The organism is Chitinophaga vietnamensis, from assembly GCF_902167635.1.
Lineage (GTDB): Bacteria > Bacteroidota > Bacteroidia > Chitinophagales > Chitinophagaceae > Chitinophaga > Chitinophaga vietnamensis.
In genome coordinates this window covers 644,067-660,950 of record NZ_CABHMS010000001.1, presented here as the reverse complement: position 1 = coordinate 660,950, position 16,884 = coordinate 644,067, and the positions used below count along the sequence as shown (strand labels likewise).

Annotated in this window: 13 protein-coding genes; 5 read left to right on the top strand and 8 right to left on the bottom strand. The window is 50.4% G+C overall.

All coding sequences use genetic code 11. From position 1 onward, the window contains the following. Positions 1-15: 15 nt before the first annotated feature. Positions 16-684, top strand: coding sequence for a ligase-associated DNA damage response endonuclease PdeM (pdeM, locus tag FPG75_RS02790; protein ID WP_143305031.1), 669 nt, complete (start codon positions 16-18; stop codon positions 682-684). 12 nt (positions 685-696) lie between these two features. Then, complete coding sequence (locus tag FPG75_RS02785) at positions 697-1,599, top strand: histone deacetylase family protein (protein ID WP_143305030.1); 903 nt, start codon at positions 697-699, stop codon at positions 1,597-1,599. Here FPG75_RS02785 and FPG75_RS02780 read toward each other — a convergent pair. After that, positions 1,596-2,222, bottom strand: coding sequence for an ABC transporter ATP-binding protein (locus FPG75_RS02780; protein ID WP_236652711.1), 627 nt, complete (start codon positions 2,220-2,222; stop codon positions 1,596-1,598). The two genes, FPG75_RS02785 and FPG75_RS02780, sit on opposite strands and share 4 nt — an antisense overlap. A gap of 139 nt (positions 2,223-2,361) precedes the next feature. On the opposite strand from FPG75_RS02780, the gene FPG75_RS02775 reads away from it, so the two are divergent. Then, entirely contained in the window at positions 2,362-2,583 is a 222-nt protein-coding gene (locus FPG75_RS02775; RefSeq protein WP_012794455.1) for a DUF2795 domain-containing protein, read from the top strand. A 165-nt stretch (positions 2,584-2,748) separates the two neighbouring features. On the opposite strand, the gene FPG75_RS02770 is transcribed toward FPG75_RS02775, so the two are convergent. From FPG75_RS02770 to FPG75_RS02750, 5 genes are all read right to left on the bottom strand, one after another. Further along, on the bottom strand, positions 2,749-3,561 hold the full coding sequence (locus FPG75_RS02770) for an enoyl-ACP reductase FabI (RefSeq protein ID WP_143305028.1): 813 nt from the start codon (positions 3,559-3,561) through the stop codon (positions 2,749-2,751). Positions 3,562-3,623: 62 nt separating this feature from the next. Next, on the bottom strand, positions 3,624-5,273 hold the full coding sequence (gene recN, locus FPG75_RS02765; protein WP_143305027.1) for a DNA repair protein RecN: 1,650 nt from the start codon (positions 5,271-5,273) through the stop codon (positions 3,624-3,626). Between the two features lie 17 nt (positions 5,274-5,290). Further along, positions 5,291-6,778, bottom strand: a complete 1,488-nt coding sequence (locus FPG75_RS02760) for a tetratricopeptide repeat protein (RefSeq protein ID WP_143305026.1) — start codon at positions 6,776-6,778, stop codon at positions 5,291-5,293. Between the two features lie 285 nt (positions 6,779-7,063). Further along, complete coding sequence (locus FPG75_RS02755) at positions 7,064-7,816, bottom strand: zinc ribbon domain-containing protein (RefSeq protein WP_143305025.1); 753 nt, start codon at positions 7,814-7,816, stop codon at positions 7,064-7,066. A 3-nt stretch (positions 7,817-7,819) separates the two neighbouring features. Continuing rightward, a complete protein-coding gene (locus FPG75_RS02750) occupies positions 7,820-8,914 on the bottom strand; it encodes a Nif3-like dinuclear metal center hexameric protein (protein WP_143305024.1) in 1,095 nt (364 codons plus the stop codon). 33 nt (positions 8,915-8,947) lie between these two features. On the opposite strand from FPG75_RS02750, the gene FPG75_RS02745 reads away from it, so the two are divergent. Next, positions 8,948-10,444 carry a carboxypeptidase M32 gene (locus tag FPG75_RS02745; protein WP_143305023.1) on the top strand — a complete coding sequence of 499 codons (1,497 nt, stop codon included), beginning with the start codon at positions 8,948-8,950 and terminating at the stop codon, positions 10,442-10,444. Positions 10,445-10,573: 129 nt separating this feature from the next. Here the strand turns inward: FPG75_RS02745 and FPG75_RS02740 are convergent, their stop codons facing one another. Next, on the bottom strand, positions 10,574-11,149 hold the full coding sequence (locus FPG75_RS02740; RefSeq protein WP_143305022.1) for a dihydrofolate reductase family protein: 576 nt from the start codon (positions 11,147-11,149) through the stop codon (positions 10,574-10,576). Between the two features lie 176 nt (positions 11,150-11,325). After that, complete coding sequence (locus tag FPG75_RS02735; RefSeq protein ID WP_143305021.1) at positions 11,326-11,910, bottom strand: methyltransferase domain-containing protein; 585 nt, start codon at positions 11,908-11,910, stop codon at positions 11,326-11,328. An 84-nt stretch (positions 11,911-11,994) separates the two neighbouring features. Here FPG75_RS02735 and FPG75_RS02730 point away from each other — a divergent pair, with 84 nt between their 5' ends. Continuing rightward, a complete protein-coding gene (locus FPG75_RS02730; protein WP_143305020.1) occupies positions 11,995-16,863 on the top strand; it encodes a PKD domain-containing protein in 4,869 nt (1,622 codons plus the stop codon). Positions 16,864-16,884: the final 21 nt, after the last annotated feature.

Genomic DNA, 16,884 nt, shown 5'->3' with positions numbered 1-16,884 from the left:
TGTAATTTGCAGTTTATGTTAAAAACGGAAGATCCAGTGACAGGGGAAATATTTTATTATCAGTCGCAGCACTGGCATCTGCTGCCGCAACGGGCGATCTACTGGCAGGAAGAAGCAGCGCTAATCCTGTCGGACCTTCACCTGGGCAAGGCCACGCATTTCCGCAAGGCGGGAATCGCTGTGCCGGCGGGCATTGCAGAGGAAGACCTCTACCGTCTGCAAAAACTGATCACGCAATACCTCCCGAAGCGTATCATTATTGTGGGCGATATGTTCCATAGCCAGGAAAACAATGAGGTGCAATATTTCCGTATCTGGCGGCAGCAGTTTCCGCAGGTGCGCTTCGATCTGGTAATCGGCAACCATGATATCATGCCGGCGGATATTTACGAACAGTTACAGGTGCATACCCATACCGGGCTTACCTTGCAGGGCATCCACTTTATACATGAACCCTGTGAAGATGATAACGGTCACCAATATACGTTTTCAGGACACCTGCATCCTGCGTATGTAATGGAAGGCGTAGCACGTCAGCGATTAAGGCTGCCCTGCTTTTATTTCGGCAGCTATTGCGGTATCCTGCCCGCTTTTGGCGACTTCACCGGCTCGGCCACCCTACATCCTGAACCAGGTGAACCTGTTTTTGTGATCGCCGGCAAATCGATCCTGAGAGCGCAATAAAAGACTGGCCGTATGAAGATCGCGTACCACGAGATATATGTACATCCTTTGCCTGCTGATCATCGTTTCCCGATGGTAAAATATGAGCTGATACCTGCGCAACTGCTACGGGAAGGTGTGATCCGCCCGGAGCAATTGTTTGCGCCTACGGCGCTGGACGAAGGTTCCATTCTGCTCACCCACACTGCTGCATACTGGCACAAGCTGCGCGATCAGCAGCTCAGCGCCCGTGAACAGCGGCGCATCGGGCTACCGCAATCACCGGCGCTCACCCTCCGCGAAATCACCATCTGCCAGGGGACCATCGATGTTGCCTTGCATGCTTTATCAAACGGGCTGGGTTTTAATGTGGCCGGCGGCACGCATCATGCTTTTGCGGATAGCGGCGAAGGTTTCTGCCTGCTCAACGATTTTGGCATTGCGGCCAATTATCTCCTGCATCATAAAAAAGTGAAACAGGCGCTGGTCATCGACCTGGACGTGCACCAGGGCAATGGCACCGCTTCCCTGTTTGAACATAACGCGCACGTGTATACGTTCAGCATGCACGGGGCGCATAACTATCCTTTCCACAAGGAACGCTCCGATTGGGACCTGCCACTGGCCGATGGCACGGATACCGGCACCTACCTGCAATTGCTGGAAGAGGCCCTGCCACAGCTCATCAACCGCGTGAAACCTGACATTGTTTTCTATCTTTCCGGGGTGGATATCTTGTCTACCGACAAGTTTGGCAAGTTGAAAGTGACAGCAGAAGGCTGTTTGCAGCGGGATGAGATGGTATTCCATCATCTCAGGAAACACGATATTCCCTGCGCCGTGGCCATGGGCGGCGGTTATTCCTCACGTATACGCGATATCGTGAACGCACATTGTAATACGTTCAAGGCGGGCATTAGTATCTATGGCGGCTAAACGGCTGTGGAGTGAATGATCTTGCCGTCTTTCATCAACAGCTGCCGGTCGCTGAGCGGCGCCAGTTCTTCATTGTGGGTAACGATGATAAAGGTTTGCTGAAATTTATCTCTCAATTCAAGAAAAAGGTTATGCAGTTCCCGGGCATTCCTGGAGTCGAGATTACCGGTAGGTTCATCGGCCATCACCACCGCAGGGTTGTTGATCAGCGCGCGGGCTACGGCTACACGTTGTTGCTCGCCGCCGGAAAGCGCATTGGGCTTGTGATCCAGGCGGTCTTTCAATCCGAGGGTTTCGAGCAGGAATGCAGCGCGTTCTCTCACCTGGCTGCGGCGTGCGCCTGAAATAAAGCCGGGGATACAAACATTTTCCAGTGCGGAGAACTCCGGCAAGAGGTGATGGAACTGGAAGATAAAGCCAATATGACGGTTCCTGAAATCAGCTAGGAAATTGCCCTTCAAGCCGGTCAGATTGACATCATTCAGCCACACCTCGCCAGTGGTGGGCATATCCAGCGTTCCGAGAATGTGTAACAAGGTGCTTTTGCCAGCTCCTGATGATCCCACGATCGTTACTATTTCTCCTTTACTGACAGTTATATCCACTCCCTTCAGAATAGGCAAGTTGGAATAATTTTTGGTAACATTGCGAGCGGTTAGCATAACCCAAAGAAAAGTAAATAACCGATAAAATAGTAAAAGTTGTTTATTTCAAATTAAATAATACTTTTGCGGAAAATTAAAAAGTAAAACTTTTAATACGATGTACTGGACATTAGAATTAGCTTCATACCTGGAGGACGCTCCCTGGCCAGCTACGAAAGACGAACTTATCGACTACGCCATCCGCTCCGGTGCACCGATCGAAGTAATAGAGAATCTTCAGGAGCTGGAGGACGAAGGCGAGATTTATGAGGGGATTGAAGATATCTGGTCTGATTATCCGTCACAAGATGACTTCTTCTTTAATGAAGATGAGTATTAACGGGTAATCCTTTGTTAATAGACATTCAAGCCGTGCCATGTGAGTGGAGCGGCTTTTTTTGTGCCTACCGGGCTACCGGGCTGTCGCCCCTACGGGGCTGATGGCTTGTAATGAAAAAGCCGCTCCCGGTGGGAGCGGCTTTTTGATATGATTTGATTGGTAGAACTATTTTTCCATTTGATCAGCAACAGACTGGGAGACACCGGTTTTAGAGAAACCGCCATCATGGAACAGGTTCTGCATGGTAACCATTCTGGTGAGGTCAGAGAACATGGCCACTGCGTAGTTAGCGCAATCGTCTGAACTGGCGTTACCCAGCGGGCTCATTTGCTCGGCGTAAGCAACGAAACCATCGAAACCTTTCACACCGGAACCGGCAGTGGTTTTAACGGGTGATTGAGAGATGGTATTTACACGCACTTTCTTGTGCGCGCCATAGTGATAACCAAAGCTGCGCGCGATAGATTCCAGCAGGGCTTTGGCATCGGCCATTTCGCCGTAGTCAGGGAATACGCGCTCAGCAGCGATATAAGACAAGGCTACTACAGACGCCCATTCGTTGAGTGCATCCAGCTTGTAAGCTGTTTGCAGCATACGATGCAGGGACATCGCAGAGATATCAAATGTTTTGTGATTGAAGTCGTAATCCAGGTCGGTATAGGCTCTGCCTTTACGGATGTTCATACCCATCGCTACAGAGTGCAGTATGAAATCGATCTTACCGCCAAAATGCTCCATGGATTTAGTGAACAGGTTTGTCAGGTCGTCCATGTTAGTAACATCAGCGGGGATCACCGGTGCATTACAGGTTTCCGCCAACTTTTTGATTTCACCCATACGCAGGGCGATAGGAGCGTTGGTAAGCACGATTTCAGCGCCTTCCTCCGCACAACGCAGCGCGGTTCTCCATGCAATAGACTTTTCATCCAATGCGCCAAAGATGATACCTTTCTTCCCTTTTAATAAGTTATGAGCCATTTGGTCAAAAATTAATTTCGGCAAAAATAGTCGTTATAGTTGAAAAAAAAAGTTGTTAAGTATCAACGTACCATTTCCCTTGCGTTTTCCAGTGCGGCAGCGGTAGGTTTCTCTCCGCTCAGCATCTGCGCGATCTTGTTGATACGTTCTTCCTCTGTCAGCAAACGTACGCTGGTGGTCACTTTGTCGGCCTTGGCATCTTTATACACGAAATAATGCGCATCGGCTTTGCCCGCGATCTGCGGCTGGTGCGTGATCACAATGATCTGGTGGGCTTTGGCGAGATCCTTCAGGATCACGCCTACCTGCCTGGCCGCTTCCCCGGAAATACCGGTATCGATCTCATCGAAGATAAGAGTGGGCAGTGATACCGATTGCGCCACCAGTGATTTGATGCAAAGCATGATACGGCTCAATTCCCCGCCAGAGGCCACTTTCCCCACGGGCGCAAACTGGTTACTCTTGTTGGCGTCAAAGAGAAACTCGATGGTATCCTGACCGTAAGGGTTCAGCTCTCCCGTTGTGATGGCCACTTTCAGGCGAGCGTTAGGCATACCTACCTGTGCCAGCAGGGTATTTACTTTTTTCTCAAACGGCACTGCCGCTTCCTGGCGCGCTGCGGTGATCTGTGCCGCCGTCTTTTGCAGTGCGGCTTTCAGCCGGTTTTGTTCCTGTTCCAGCGCATTGAGTTGATCATCGAGGTTCAGCACGCTGTCTACCTTCTGCGTCAGCTCATCCTTTATCTGCAACAGTTCATTAGTGTTTTGTACGCCATGTTTCTTGAAGAGGCGATAGCCCATAGCCAGGCGCTCATTTACCAGCTCAATACGGCCGCCATCATATTGTACCTGATCAGTGAGTCGGTCCACATCACCGGCTATATCCTGTAGTTCTACATAGGAAGACTGCAAGCGCTCTGCGATGGCCGGCACGTCTTTATGAAAAGAAGATATTGCTTGCAGCGATGATTGCAATTGTTTCAGTTGTTGTAATATCGGCTGCTCATCTTCTTTCAGCTGGAAATACACGCGGCTGAGGGTGTTCTTGATCTCTTCGGCATGACTGAGCACTTGCAGTTCAGCATCGAGGTCTTCGATTTCGTTGGGGCTGAAATTGGCTTCTGTCAGCTCTTCCAGCAGGAAACGGTTATAGTCCAGTTCCTTGTTGGCGCTGTCGCGGCTGTCGGACAGCTCTTTATATTTCTTTTGTACCTGCACATATTGCAGGTATGCCTGATGGTATTGTTGTACGTCGGTAGGCTTGTTGACCAGTGCATCGATTACCTCGCGCTGGAAATCGGCATTGCCCAGTTCCAGTGTATCGAACTGCTGGTGCAGGTCTACGAGGTAGTTGCTGAGCTCCGACAGTTGGGAGATATTGACTGGTGTATCATTGACGAAGGCGCGTGATTTGCCGGCGGCGCTGATTTCCCGCCGGATGATGAGTTGATCTTCGAGGTCCAGTTCATGTTCCTGGAAGAAGCTCGCCACCTGGGATTTCTTCACCTGGAAGAAGCCTTCGATGATACATTTTTCGGCTTTATTGAAAAGCACGCCGGGGTCGGCTCTTTCACCGAGTATAAGGGACAGGGCGCCCAGCAGAATAGATTTACCCGCGCCGGTTTCGCCGGTTATCACGTTCAGATTACCTGAGAAATCTACTTCCAGGTGATCGATGATTGCGTAGTTCTTGATGGTTAATCGCTGTAACATATCAGGTGATACCTTGATTAAGTTCCGTTGATGCGTTGCAGACCTGCTTTTGCCCGCTGGTCGAGGGAGTTTTTATAATCATGGCCTTTCATTTCCAGGCATTGCTGGTAGCATTGAGCGGCCTTTGCTTTCTCGTTCCTTTTTTCGTAGATATATCCCATTTGCAGAGCAGCCCTTGCGGCATAATATTCCGGCCTGTTGGCGCCTACTTTGATGGTCACATCATACATTGTGATGGCCTTGTCGTCCTGGCCGGTTTCATCATAGATACGTCCGAGGCGGTAGGCGTATTCCAGCTTTTCTTCCATGCCGCTGAAGTCGGCTGCTTTCTTGGTGAGCAACAGTTTCAGGGCATCGTTGAAGTAGCCGCCATCGCTGAGGAGCCTCACTTTCAGCAGGAGCTGGTTAGGCCATTTGCCGCTTTGCGCCTCTTTCAGGGCTTGTTTGTCGGCATCGGTTTCGGTGCCGCCGCGGTTAAATATCATCTCGCGGTATTTATTAGCCGTAGCCTGATTACCTTCGAGATAATAGTACCAGCTGAGACGTTGCAGGCATTCCTTCACATAGAACTTCCCTTTGAAGTTATTGAGGAAGCGCTCCAGGTATACATGTGCGTCGCTATCGAGCCGGGTGAGCTTCAACAGCCCCATCACATAGTTGTAATACTGGATATCGGCATACGCTGCGGTGTCGTTCCTTTCCGTCAGTACCTTGAGGCCTAGTGCGGCTTTCTGGTTGTTGAGGGCCAGGTTGGCCACCATCAGGGCGAAAAGGTAATTATTTTTTGTATCCAGTTGCTTGCGTTGCAGGAACTGCCAGGTATCTTCCGGTTTGTTCACAATAAAGAGCATCAGGTAACAGTAGTAATAGTAAGACTCTTCCCTGAACAGTTTGGCTTCCGGCGCATTGCTCTCCACAAAAGCATTTACATTGTCCATGCCTTGTTTGATACTGCCTTTAAGCCCGAGGATATTGGTGATCCATTTATATCCTTCGGGGATAGTACCGAATACCGTTTGCATGGTACCCAGCAGCAGCTTGTTGGGCATAAAGTCCGGAAAACGGCGCTGGTTCTCTTTCAGCGTCATATAGGCTTTCCTGATCTCCCAGGTAGCATCCCATTTCTCATTGAACTTCACCTTGATGAGCGCCCACTGGAACTTGATCGCCGCCTGTGTGTACAGGTAGTAGGGAGAATCCGGCGAGCCTTCTGCCATTTTATCCAGCCGGAAGGAGCGCATGCCACGTTTGCTGGCGTAAGCCCCTGCATCCTCATTAAAGAAAAGTGGGAAAAAATCTGCATAGTTATCGAGGAAATAAGGCACCAGGTTGTCCGGGTGCTCTTTCTTTTCCGCTTCCAGCAAAGATTTCCCTGTGTTAAGCCGCAACTGCATGATCGCTTCATAGGCCTGTTCACAACGGCTGTTAAAATCATACACTTTCTGTTGTGCACTAACGGTTAACCCTACACTCAGTAATAGAACAAAAGAAAAAACAATTCGCATACGGGCAAAATTCCAGAAATTAAGGCCAAATCTCACATAACCATCTCCAAATCCCAAATAACAACTACATAAATTTTAAGTTGCATTGCCCATCCAATTTCCTGCCACAAATAAAAAGAACTGCTACGCAAACTACCTGCGCACGGAAGTTTACGTGCAAAGCTAATATAATTAGTAAAACAAAACTAAATTTATTAGTATAAGTTTTTTTCGTATAGTGGGACATGGGGGACAAAAGAAAAGGGCATCATTACGATGCCCTTTCAAAAATTTCGTCTATAAAGATCAGATAGTCACGGAAGCTTCCAGGTCATTGTCTACCAGGATACGGCCGCAATGCTCACATACGATGATCTTTTTGTGCTGACGGATCTCTGCCTGACGTTGAGGAGGGATCGCGTTAAAGCAGCCACCACAGGAATCACGCACGATGGTTACCACAGCCAGGCCGTTACGGTAGTTCTTGCGGATCTTTTCGTAAGCAGCCAGCAAGCGTGGATCCACTTTAGTGCGGGCTTCTTCGCTCTGTTTACGGAAACCTTTTTCTTCTTTATCAGTTTCGGCGATGATCTTTTCCAGTTCGCCTTTCTTGTGCTTCAGGTTAGCTTCTTTATCAGATACGGCTTTCTTGGCGCCTTCCAGCACACGGCTTTTATCTTTGATCTCTTCGTTCGCGTCTTTAATGTGTTTCTCTGCCAGCTTGATCTCCAGGGTCTGCATTTCCATCTCCTTGGTAATCGCTTCAAACTCGCGGTTGTTCTTCACATTATCCTGCTGCTTCTCATATTTCTTGATCAGCGCTTCCGCATCCTTGATAGCCGCTTTCTTGTTTGAAACGAAATCCTGGATACCCTTGATCTCATTTTCGATATGAGACTGGCGGGTGTTCAACCCTTCGATCTCGTCTTCCAGGTCCTTCACTTCAATCGGCAACTCCCCTTTCAGCACCTGGATCTCATCCAGTTTGGAATCGATCTTTTGCAGTCTGAGCACAGACGCTAATTTTTCTTCAACGGAGTATTCTTTTACGGTAGCCATGTATTATAAATAATTTACCGGGTTTGTTTTAATCACAGATTTAAGAGGCGCAAAATTACGGAATTTTTCAGTCAATATATGATAAAATAATTCCACTGTAAACTGCTCGCTCTCAAAATGTCCTATATCTGCTATAATGATCTGATTATCAGCATCAAAAAACTCATGGTATTTAAAATCCGCGGAAATGTAGGCGTCAGCGCCTGCACTGATGGCCCGCTTCAGCAAGAAGCTGCCTGCTCCCCCGCACAGGGCCACGGTTTTCACCTTTTTGCCCCTCGGCGGCGTATATCGCACGCAGCCGGTCCCGAACTGTTGCTTCACATATTGCAAAAATTGCATCTCGTCCATCGCCTCCGGCAATTCCCCGATCAGCCCGGAGCCTACCTGCTGGTAAGCATTGTCCAGCCCTACTATATCGTAAGCCACCTCCTCATAAGGATGGCTGCTTAACAAGGCCTCCACCACGCGGGATTCCAAATATAACGGAAAAATCACTTCCAACTTTGTTTCGGGCTCAAAATGTCGTTGCCCGGGCTGCCCTACGTAAGGCTCCGTACCTTCGCCTCCTTTAAAAGTGCCGCTCCCCTCCGCATTGAAGCTGCATTCGCTGTAGTTGCCGATATGCCCCGCTCCTGCGGCAAACAGCGCCGCCCGCACTTTTTCGGCATCAACCTGCGGCACAAAAGTATACAGCTTCTTCAGGAGGCCGGTCTTGGGCTGCAACACCCTGCACTGCCCCAATCCCAGCCGCGACGCCATCTCCGCGCATACCCCGTTGCGAACGTTATCCAGGTTGGTATGCGCTGCATACACCGCAATATCATGCTTGATCGCCTTGATAGCTACCCGCTCCACGTAATTGCGCCCGTTGATCTTCTTCAACCCGCTAAAAACGATGGGATGGTGCGCCACCACCAGGTTACAGCCCCTGGCAATGGCCTCGTCGATCACCGCCTCCGTCGCATCCAGCGTCAGCAGCACGTTGGTCACCTCCCAGCCCGCATCTCCAAAGATCAAGCCCGCATTATCATAACTCTCCTGGTACTGCAAGGGTGCAAACGCCTCTATCGCCTGTATGATCTCTTTTATTTTCATGTCTGTAAAAATTACATTTGCAAAAAACACTTTATGCCAGGAAGCAAATCTACAGCAGAACTATATGCAGATTACAAATTAAAGATGCAAAAAATTGCGGATGTAAGAAATGCCATCGCTGTTTTAGGGTGGGACCAGGAAACCTATCTGCCGGAAAAAGGCGCTGCCTTCCGCGGGCAACAGATCACTACCCTCAGCACCATCGCGCATGAAATGTTCACCGAACCCGCACTGGGCGAGCTGTTACAGGAACTTCAACAACGTGGCGACCTGGACGATGTGCAACAGAAAAATATCGCCCTCTCGCTGGAAGATTACGGAAAGAATAAAAAGTACCCGGCCGCTTTTGTTGCCAGTCTTTCTGAAACGACCAACGAATGCTACCATGCCTGGATCAAAGCCCGCAAAGCCAATGACTACCAGCTGTTCGCGCCATTGCTCGACCGCATGATCACGCTTAAAAAACAGGAAACAGATATCCTAGGCTACAAAGGCCATCCATACAATGCCCTGCTCAACGAATATGAAAAGGGCGCTACCACTACCATGCTCGATACCATCTTTCAGGAAGTGAAAACCGCGCTCTCCCCGCTGCTGGATGAGATCGCGCAGCGGCCGCAGGTGAACAGGGATTTCCTGCACCGGCACTACGACCGCGACCAGCAATGGAAGCTGGGTATCGGCCTGCTCAAAGCCATGGGCTATGATATGAAAGCAGGCAGGCAAGATATTTCCGAACATCCTTTCACTACCAGCTTCAACCCGCAGGACGTGCGCGTTACTACGCGCATTGACGAGAACGATTTCAGCAACATGACCTGGAGCTGCATCCATGAAGGCGGCCATGCGCTCTACGAACAAGGCCTGCCAACCGAGCAATATGGCCTTCCCTGCGGAGAGGCCACCAGCCTGGGTATCCACGAGTCGCAATCGCGGCTGTGGGAAAACAACGTAGGCCGCAGCCTGCCTTTCTGGGAGTACCAGTATAGCAAGCTGCAACAGGTATTTCCACAGAACCTGCAACAGGTAAGTCTTTCAGATTTCTATAAAGCCATCAACCACGTACAGCCATCCCTTATCCGCACAGAGGCCGACGAGCTGACCTATCACTTCCATATCATGATACGCTATGAGATTGAGAAGGGGCTCATAGATGGCAGCCTTGCGGCTAAAGACCTGCACCATACCTGGAACGAATACTACCGTCAATACCTACACGTAACTGTACCTGATGATGTACGGGGCGTTTTACAGGATATACATTGGTCGCACGGCAGCTTCGGCTATTTCCCCACCTATTCGCTGGGCAGCTTTTATGCCGCGCAATTCTTCACCGCTGCGCAAAAGCAGGTGCCGGACATAAGCGCGAGCATTGCGGCAGGCAACTACCATCCTTTGCTGGAATGGCTTCGCAATAATATCCATCCTTTCGGACGCTATTATACCTCCAATGAATTATGTGAGAAAGTAACCGGAAAGCCGCTGCAGTTCAGCTATTTCCTGGACTATGCCCGCGGGAAGTTCCTATAGGAGCAAGGCTCGCTGCGCTCGCGTTAATCTGGTTCAGGATTTTATGATGGGAAGGATTATCAGGATTTTTTATTAAGATAGACAGCGATTTTCGTGAAGATAGCTTGAAGCGCTATCTTCACGAGGATACTATGCAGGCCGATAAGTGTGAGCAACAATTCCGCCAGGGAAATCCTTCGCATCAACCAGTTTCAGGTCGAACGGCTTTGCGGCGCCTGTGAAGATCGGCAGGCCTGCGCCTAACATGATCGGATGGATCGCCAGGTGGTATTCATCGATGAGACCTGTACCTATCAGGCTGCGCATGAAACCGGCGCCGCCCAATGCAACAATCGGCTTTCCAGCTTCTTGTTTCAGTTGTTTGATACTTTCAGCGAGATCGCCGTCGAAGACCAGCGGCTTTGCCCAGGAGCCGGCCGCAGCTGAAGCATCGCCGGCTGATACTTTAAACCCTTTTTGGGTAAATACGGCTTTGGGGATTTCGTTCATCGGCGCGGCAAAAGGCCCTGTTGCGGTAGGCCAGTAAGGCGCCATGTTCTCAAACGATTTTCTGCCCATAATGATCAGGCTGGACTCCGCAATCCGCTCAACGCTCCAGGCTCTCGAACCTTCGTCCGAACTCTTGAAAACCCAATCCTGCTCTCCATTGGGGCCGCCAACAAAACCGTCGACCGACATCGACATCTTCATAATCAGCTTGCGCATAAGTGAAAGATTTATTTCAAAAATAAGCTATCCCCAATAGCGGCGTAAGACCAATAAATGCCAAAGATCAGGGGAGATTACGCCATACCACTCCATTCAAAAAATCCTGATAAATCCTTTCCATCATAAAATCCTGCATCCAATTTATGCGAGCGCAGCGAGCCTTTGCCCCCACGCTACTTCGCCAGAAAGTTGATAAACAACTCATTCCCGCTTCTTGCCGGATGAGAATTATAGCAGGGCTCGAATGTCTTAAAAGTGAACCACGGAGCAAATAACTGCGTGTATTCCTGTGCGTTACCTCCGAAAGGCGGACCGGCATGCGCAAATTCACGATTGAACAGTACCCCCGCCAGATGCCCGCCGGACCTGATCAACCCGTGCATATGCTGCACATAACTTTCCCGCAGGGAGGGTGATATTGCACAAAAAAATGTTTGCTCCAGCACGATGTCATAAGTACCCTGATGCTGAAAAAAATCTTCTTCCAATATCCTTATACCGCTGCCAGCAAAGGCCTGCTGCAGGCGCTCCACCACCACCGGCGCAATATCCAGCACCGTTACGTGTTGAAAACCTTGCTGTTGCAGGTAAGCAGCCTCATAACTGTTGCCGCCACCGGGAATGAGTATACGAAGCTGGCGGTCCCTCAGTTGATCAATGTAGGCGCGCAAAGGTGGCGACACCTGCCCCATATCCCAACCAGTTTCGCCTTTCAGGTACCGCTCATTCCAATATTGGCTATCCATATCGGTATTCATAATTTAATGGAGATAATATCGTGAAAGTAGTATTTTTAGACTTTAGAATGCACCTATGAAAAAATGCCTGTAAAGGCATAGCCAATGCCAATGAAAAACCTGCAACAATATCCCTGGATGTTCGTCAGCCGATTTGCCGGCTGCTTGTTTTTTCTGTTTGCTTTTTTGGGAAGAACCGCTGCGCAGAATGTGACCATTGCTGCTGACAAAACCAGCGACTGCCCGCCCTTCACGGTGCAATTCACCGGCACGGCCGATCCCGGCTACACCAGCTTCGATTGGGATTTCGGCGTAGGCGCTCATGTCAACGACAAGCTCTCTCCTCAAAGAACTTTTCTCACGCCGCAGGTGTATCATGTTACCCTGTCGGTAGTATATCCCACGGGAACGGTTACACGCTCCATTGATATCACAGTACATAACAAGCCCACTGTCAATTTTCAGGCGCCGCTCACTGCCGGCTGCGTGCCTTTTACTACCAGCTTTTCGGATATGTCCACACCTGGCGATGGCAGCATCAAAAGCATCGACTGGGATTTCGGCGATGGCAGCGGCGCAAGCGGCGGCAATGTTACGCACCAGTTCAAAACCGCCGGTACGTATAATGTGGTGAGCATTGTTACCAACAGCTTCGGTTGCAGAAGCAACAGCCAGCCCGTGCCTATCAAAGTACAGGATGCGCCACAGCCCACTTTCACGGCCGACAAAACACAAAGTTGCAGCGCACCGCTCACTGTCACCTTTTTCAACACCACTGTCAATACCAGCACCGATCCATACACCTATCAATGGGATTATGGCGATGGCGCCACTGGCACAAGTAACGTACACACCTATACGAAAGCAGGAAAATATACCGTTGTGCTCACGGCCACTACCAGCGCCAATTGCACTGCGCCAGCTACCAAAACGGATTACATCGTCATCGAAAATGTGAAGCCTTCCTTCACTAGCGATGCGGCCTGCACCGGCCAGGATATCCATTTCAAGAATACGACGCAACCCGTGCCTACCAGCGCCAAATGGACCTTTGACGACGGTACCACGCAAACCGGCATCGACGCTGTAAAACAACTGCCAGCCGGCGATCATACCGTGCAACTGGACGTGATGCTGGATAACTGTTCCGCCACTGTCACACAAACGGTGCATGTAGTGCCTGCTCCTGTTATCAATCCTGTGGCTACGCCTGTGAGTTCCTGCAAAGTGCCCTTTACTACCCAGTTCAATGCCAATGCGGCGAATGCTACCAGCTGGCAATGGAATTTCGGCGATGGCAATACGTCCACGCTGCAAAACCCTTCACATACTTATAGCGCAGCCGGCGCTTACAATGTTTCATTAACGGCAACTAACGGTAACATATGTACGAAAACAGTCAACCTGCCGGGATACATCAATATTGTGCTACCGCAGGTAACCATACAACCCAGCGCCAATGTAGGTTGTTTGCCGCTGCCGGTGGACTTTTCCGCCCTTACTAATCTCACAGAACCTGTTGCCTCCTGGCAGTGGGACTTTGGTGATGGCGGCACTTCTACACAAGCCGCACCGCAACACATTTATACTACGCAAGGCACTTTTACGGTCTGGCTGAAGATCACTTCTGCCTCCGGCTGCGAAGGCCTTGCCACTACCGTTGTGCGCACCGGCGCCTTGCCGGTAGTGGATTTCACGGCTACGCCATTGAAATCATGCGCCATCGACCCCATCCAGTTTACCAATCTTTCCACACCCAGAGGGAACGCCTGGACCTGGATATTCCCCGATGATAACAGCACAGAAACCGTAGAGAATCCGAACCATAAATTCGGACAGATCGGAAAACATACCGTTACACTGATCGTGGATAACAATGGTTGTACGAACACGCTGACCAAAAAAGATTATGTGGTGATCATGCCGCCTATCGCGCGGTTCAATACCGCGCCGGATTGCGCAGACCCTTACCACCGCAAGTTTACAGACAATTCAGATTTTGGCGCCGACCCTACCCTGCCTAAAAAGTGGACCTGGGATTTTGGCGATGGCAACACGTCCAATGTGCAAAGCCCGGATCATCAATATGCTAAAACCGGCATCTACCAGGTGACCCTGACTGTTGATAACAGCCTTTGTACATCTACCTTAAAACAATCTGTCAATATCATCGATGAAAAGCCGGTGATACACGGCGACCAGGCCAATATCTGCCTGGGCAATAAACTCAATGTGACGCTGGACCCGCTGAACCCGGGTAATATCAACGAATACCTGTGGAACTGGGGAGATGGACAAACAGATGATCTGCAGGGCAATAGTTTTGATCCCGCAAAAGGGATGTCTCATCAATATAACAAAACAGGCATCTTCAATATCTCTCTTACTATCACTGATAAAAACGGTTGTACACGTACCGCTCCCACCATCGCTGTTACAGTCAATGGCGCTACGCCTGATTTTGATTTTTCGGGCAGACTGTGTAAAGGAGACACCCTCACGTTTACAGATAAATCAACAGTGAATGCAGGCAATCAGATTGTGAAATGGACCTGGAACTTCGGCGATGGCAGTACGCCAGAAATCGCTACCACACAGCCTTTGAACACAAAACACGCCTATACTAACCCGAACGACTATACGGTAACGCTTACTACGCTGGATCAATTCAGCTGCCCGGTAGCTGTGCAAAAAACGGTTCATTTCGATAAGTTGCAGGCCAACTTTATGGTACCGGTAAATATTGCCTGTTTGCACCAGCCATTCACATTTGTGGATCAATCCTCCGGCACTATTACCAGCTATGCCTGGGACTTTGGCGATGGCACCACCGGCGCCGGCGCAAGGCCTTCGAAGGTATATAACACGCCGGGCACTTACAATGTAACGCTCACCGTTACTAACGCCAACGGATGTACGGACCAGATCACCAAACCCAGCGTGCTCCGCGTGCCCGATCCCAAGGCCGTTTTCACGATCCCTGCCAATTTGCAGCCTTGTCCGCCAGTGAAAGTGCAGTTCACCAATACGTCTTCCGACTATATCAAAGCTGCCTGGGATTTCGGCGACAATGGCACCTCCACGAAAAATGACCCGGACGTGCACATCTACACCAGGGCCAAAACATATACCGTTACGCTCATCGTATATGCTGAAGGCGGATGTGCCGATACCGCGCGACAATCGCTCACCATCAAAGGGCCGGACGGCACTATCAACACTACGCCTACTACCGGCTGCGTGCCGCTGAATGTAGTGGTAACAGCCAATGCCGTCAAAACCAGCAGCTACAGCTGGGATTTCGATGATGGTATTGTAGCTACCACCACTGTTCCCACATCTCCCGGTCACACCTATACGAAAGCAGGTATCTATTATCCGCGTGTAACGCTTACAGATGACCAGGGCTGTTCCGTACCTGTATTGAGTACAGACAAGATCATCGTAGATCAGGCTGTTGCTGATTTTACGGTAGACAATACACAGGCCTGCGGCGGCGGTATCATCACCTTTAAAAATAACAGCAAAACATTAACGAAAGATTCGCTGGCACTGGATTTCAAGAGTGCGTGGGATTTTGGCATGCCTGGCGATCCGGCCAATAATGCCAGCACTACAGATGGCCGCTTCAATTACACCGTACCTGGTACCCACCAGGTAACACTGAAGATCAACAGCGCCTATAATTGCCCGGCACAAAAAACATTGCCGGTAGTGATACCGCCACAGCCCCAGGCCGTGATCGCCCCGATACCGGCCCTCTGCGCCGTTGGCGACGTGCAGCTCAGCGGCAGCGATAAACAAAATCTTCCTGGTACAAAGTGGTCCTGGACGCTGGGCAACGGCCAGCAGTATAGCGTACAAAACCCGCCTGTGCTCCATGTGAACCAGGTGGGCGCCATTCCTGTAACGCTCACGGTTACCAATGGCGATGGTTCCTGCCCCAGCACGGCCACATCCAACATCGTTGTAAACCCGATACCGGCATTGGCCCCATCGCCCGCTACCGCCAACATCTGCCGTGGCGCGGGTTTACAGCTGATGGCCAACAGCACCCCCGATGTGAAAGTTAGCTGGACGAACTACAATATCTCCGATCCTGCCAGTCAAACGCCGGTGGTAAAACCGGATATCGACACCATGTACAAAATAGTGGCTACTAACGCTTACAACTGTACGAATATGGCGGCTGTAAAAGTCAGCGTGGTGCAGCCTTTCCACATCTATGCGCAAGACCAGGAGATCTGCGCCGGCCAAAGCATACAAATGAATGCCGGCGGCGCCATGCACTACCGCTGGATACCCGCCCGCGGCCTCAATCGCGACGATATTCCCAACCCTGTGGCCAGCCCTGCGGGCAATATCACCTACCAGGTAGTAGGCTGGGATGATAACGGCTGTTTTGCTGACACTGCGCTCGCTCGCGTTTTCGTTCGTCCTGCACCTGTTATCAAGGCAGGACCAAGTGTTACCGTACCCACTGGCACCGTGGTGCCCATCAATGCGCAAGGCAGTAACGACATCGTCCGCATTCAGTGGACGCCCGCCACAGACCTGAGTTGCACGGACTGCCTAACGCCAACGGCTATACCGAAATCCGATATCACCTACCTGGTATCTGTGGTGAACCAGTGGGGATGCACCAGTTCTGATGAGATCAGCATCAAACTGATATGTAGCTCCAGCATGCTGTTCATTCCTAATACCTTCTCTCCCAATGGCGACGGACAGAATGATATTTTCTACATCAGGGGCAAAGGCGTACAAACCGTGCGGGTGTTCCGGATATTCAACCGCTGGGGGCAGATGGTGTTTGAGCGGGCCAACTTTAATACCGATGACCCCACTTTCGGCTGGGATGGCCGGTTCAAGGGCAATCCGCTCAACCCCGATGTATTTGTGTACTATGCCGAAGTGGTGTGCGACAAAGGAGAAGTATCCATTCTCAAAGGCAATATTACTTTGCTGAGATAAAGTTTTCCAGCCGCCAATAGC

What these genes read in the sequence shown, in the direction of transcription:
- pdeM (WP_143305031.1), top strand. Translation starts at nt 16, where the DNA reads ATGTTAAAAACGGAAGATCCAGTGACAGGGGAAATATTTTATTATCAG.
- FPG75_RS02785 (WP_143305030.1), top strand. Translation starts at nt 697, where the DNA reads ATGAAGATCGCGTACCACGAGATATATGTACATCCTTTGCCTGCTGAT.
- FPG75_RS02775 (WP_012794455.1), top strand. Translation starts at nt 2,362, where the DNA reads ATGTACTGGACATTAGAATTAGCTTCATACCTGGAGGACGCTCCCTGG.
- FPG75_RS02770 (WP_143305028.1), bottom strand. Translation starts at nt 3,561, where the DNA reads ATGGCTCATAACTTATTAAAAGGGAAGAAAGGTATCATCTTTGGCGCA.
- recN (WP_143305027.1), bottom strand. Translation starts at nt 5,273, where the DNA reads ATGTTACAGCGATTAACCATCAAGAACTACGCAATCATCGATCACCTG.
- FPG75_RS02760 (WP_143305026.1), bottom strand. Translation starts at nt 6,778, where the DNA reads ATGCGAATTGTTTTTTCTTTTGTTCTATTACTGAGTGTAGGGTTAACC.
- FPG75_RS02755 (WP_143305025.1), bottom strand. Translation starts at nt 7,816, where the DNA reads ATGGCTACCGTAAAAGAATACTCCGTTGAAGAAAAATTAGCGTCTGTG.
- FPG75_RS02750 (WP_143305024.1), bottom strand. Translation starts at nt 8,914, where the DNA reads ATGAAAATAAAAGAGATCATACAGGCGATAGAGGCGTTTGCACCCTTG.
- FPG75_RS02745 (WP_143305023.1), top strand. Translation starts at nt 8,948, where the DNA reads ATGCCAGGAAGCAAATCTACAGCAGAACTATATGCAGATTACAAATTA.
- FPG75_RS02740 (WP_143305022.1), bottom strand. Translation starts at nt 11,149, where the DNA reads ATGCGCAAGCTGATTATGAAGATGTCGATGTCGGTCGACGGTTTTGTT.
- FPG75_RS02735 (WP_143305021.1), bottom strand. Translation starts at nt 11,910, where the DNA reads ATGAATACCGATATGGATAGCCAATATTGGAATGAGCGGTACCTGAAA.
- FPG75_RS02730 (WP_143305020.1), top strand. Translation starts at nt 11,995, where the DNA reads ATGCCAATGAAAAACCTGCAACAATATCCCTGGATGTTCGTCAGCCGA.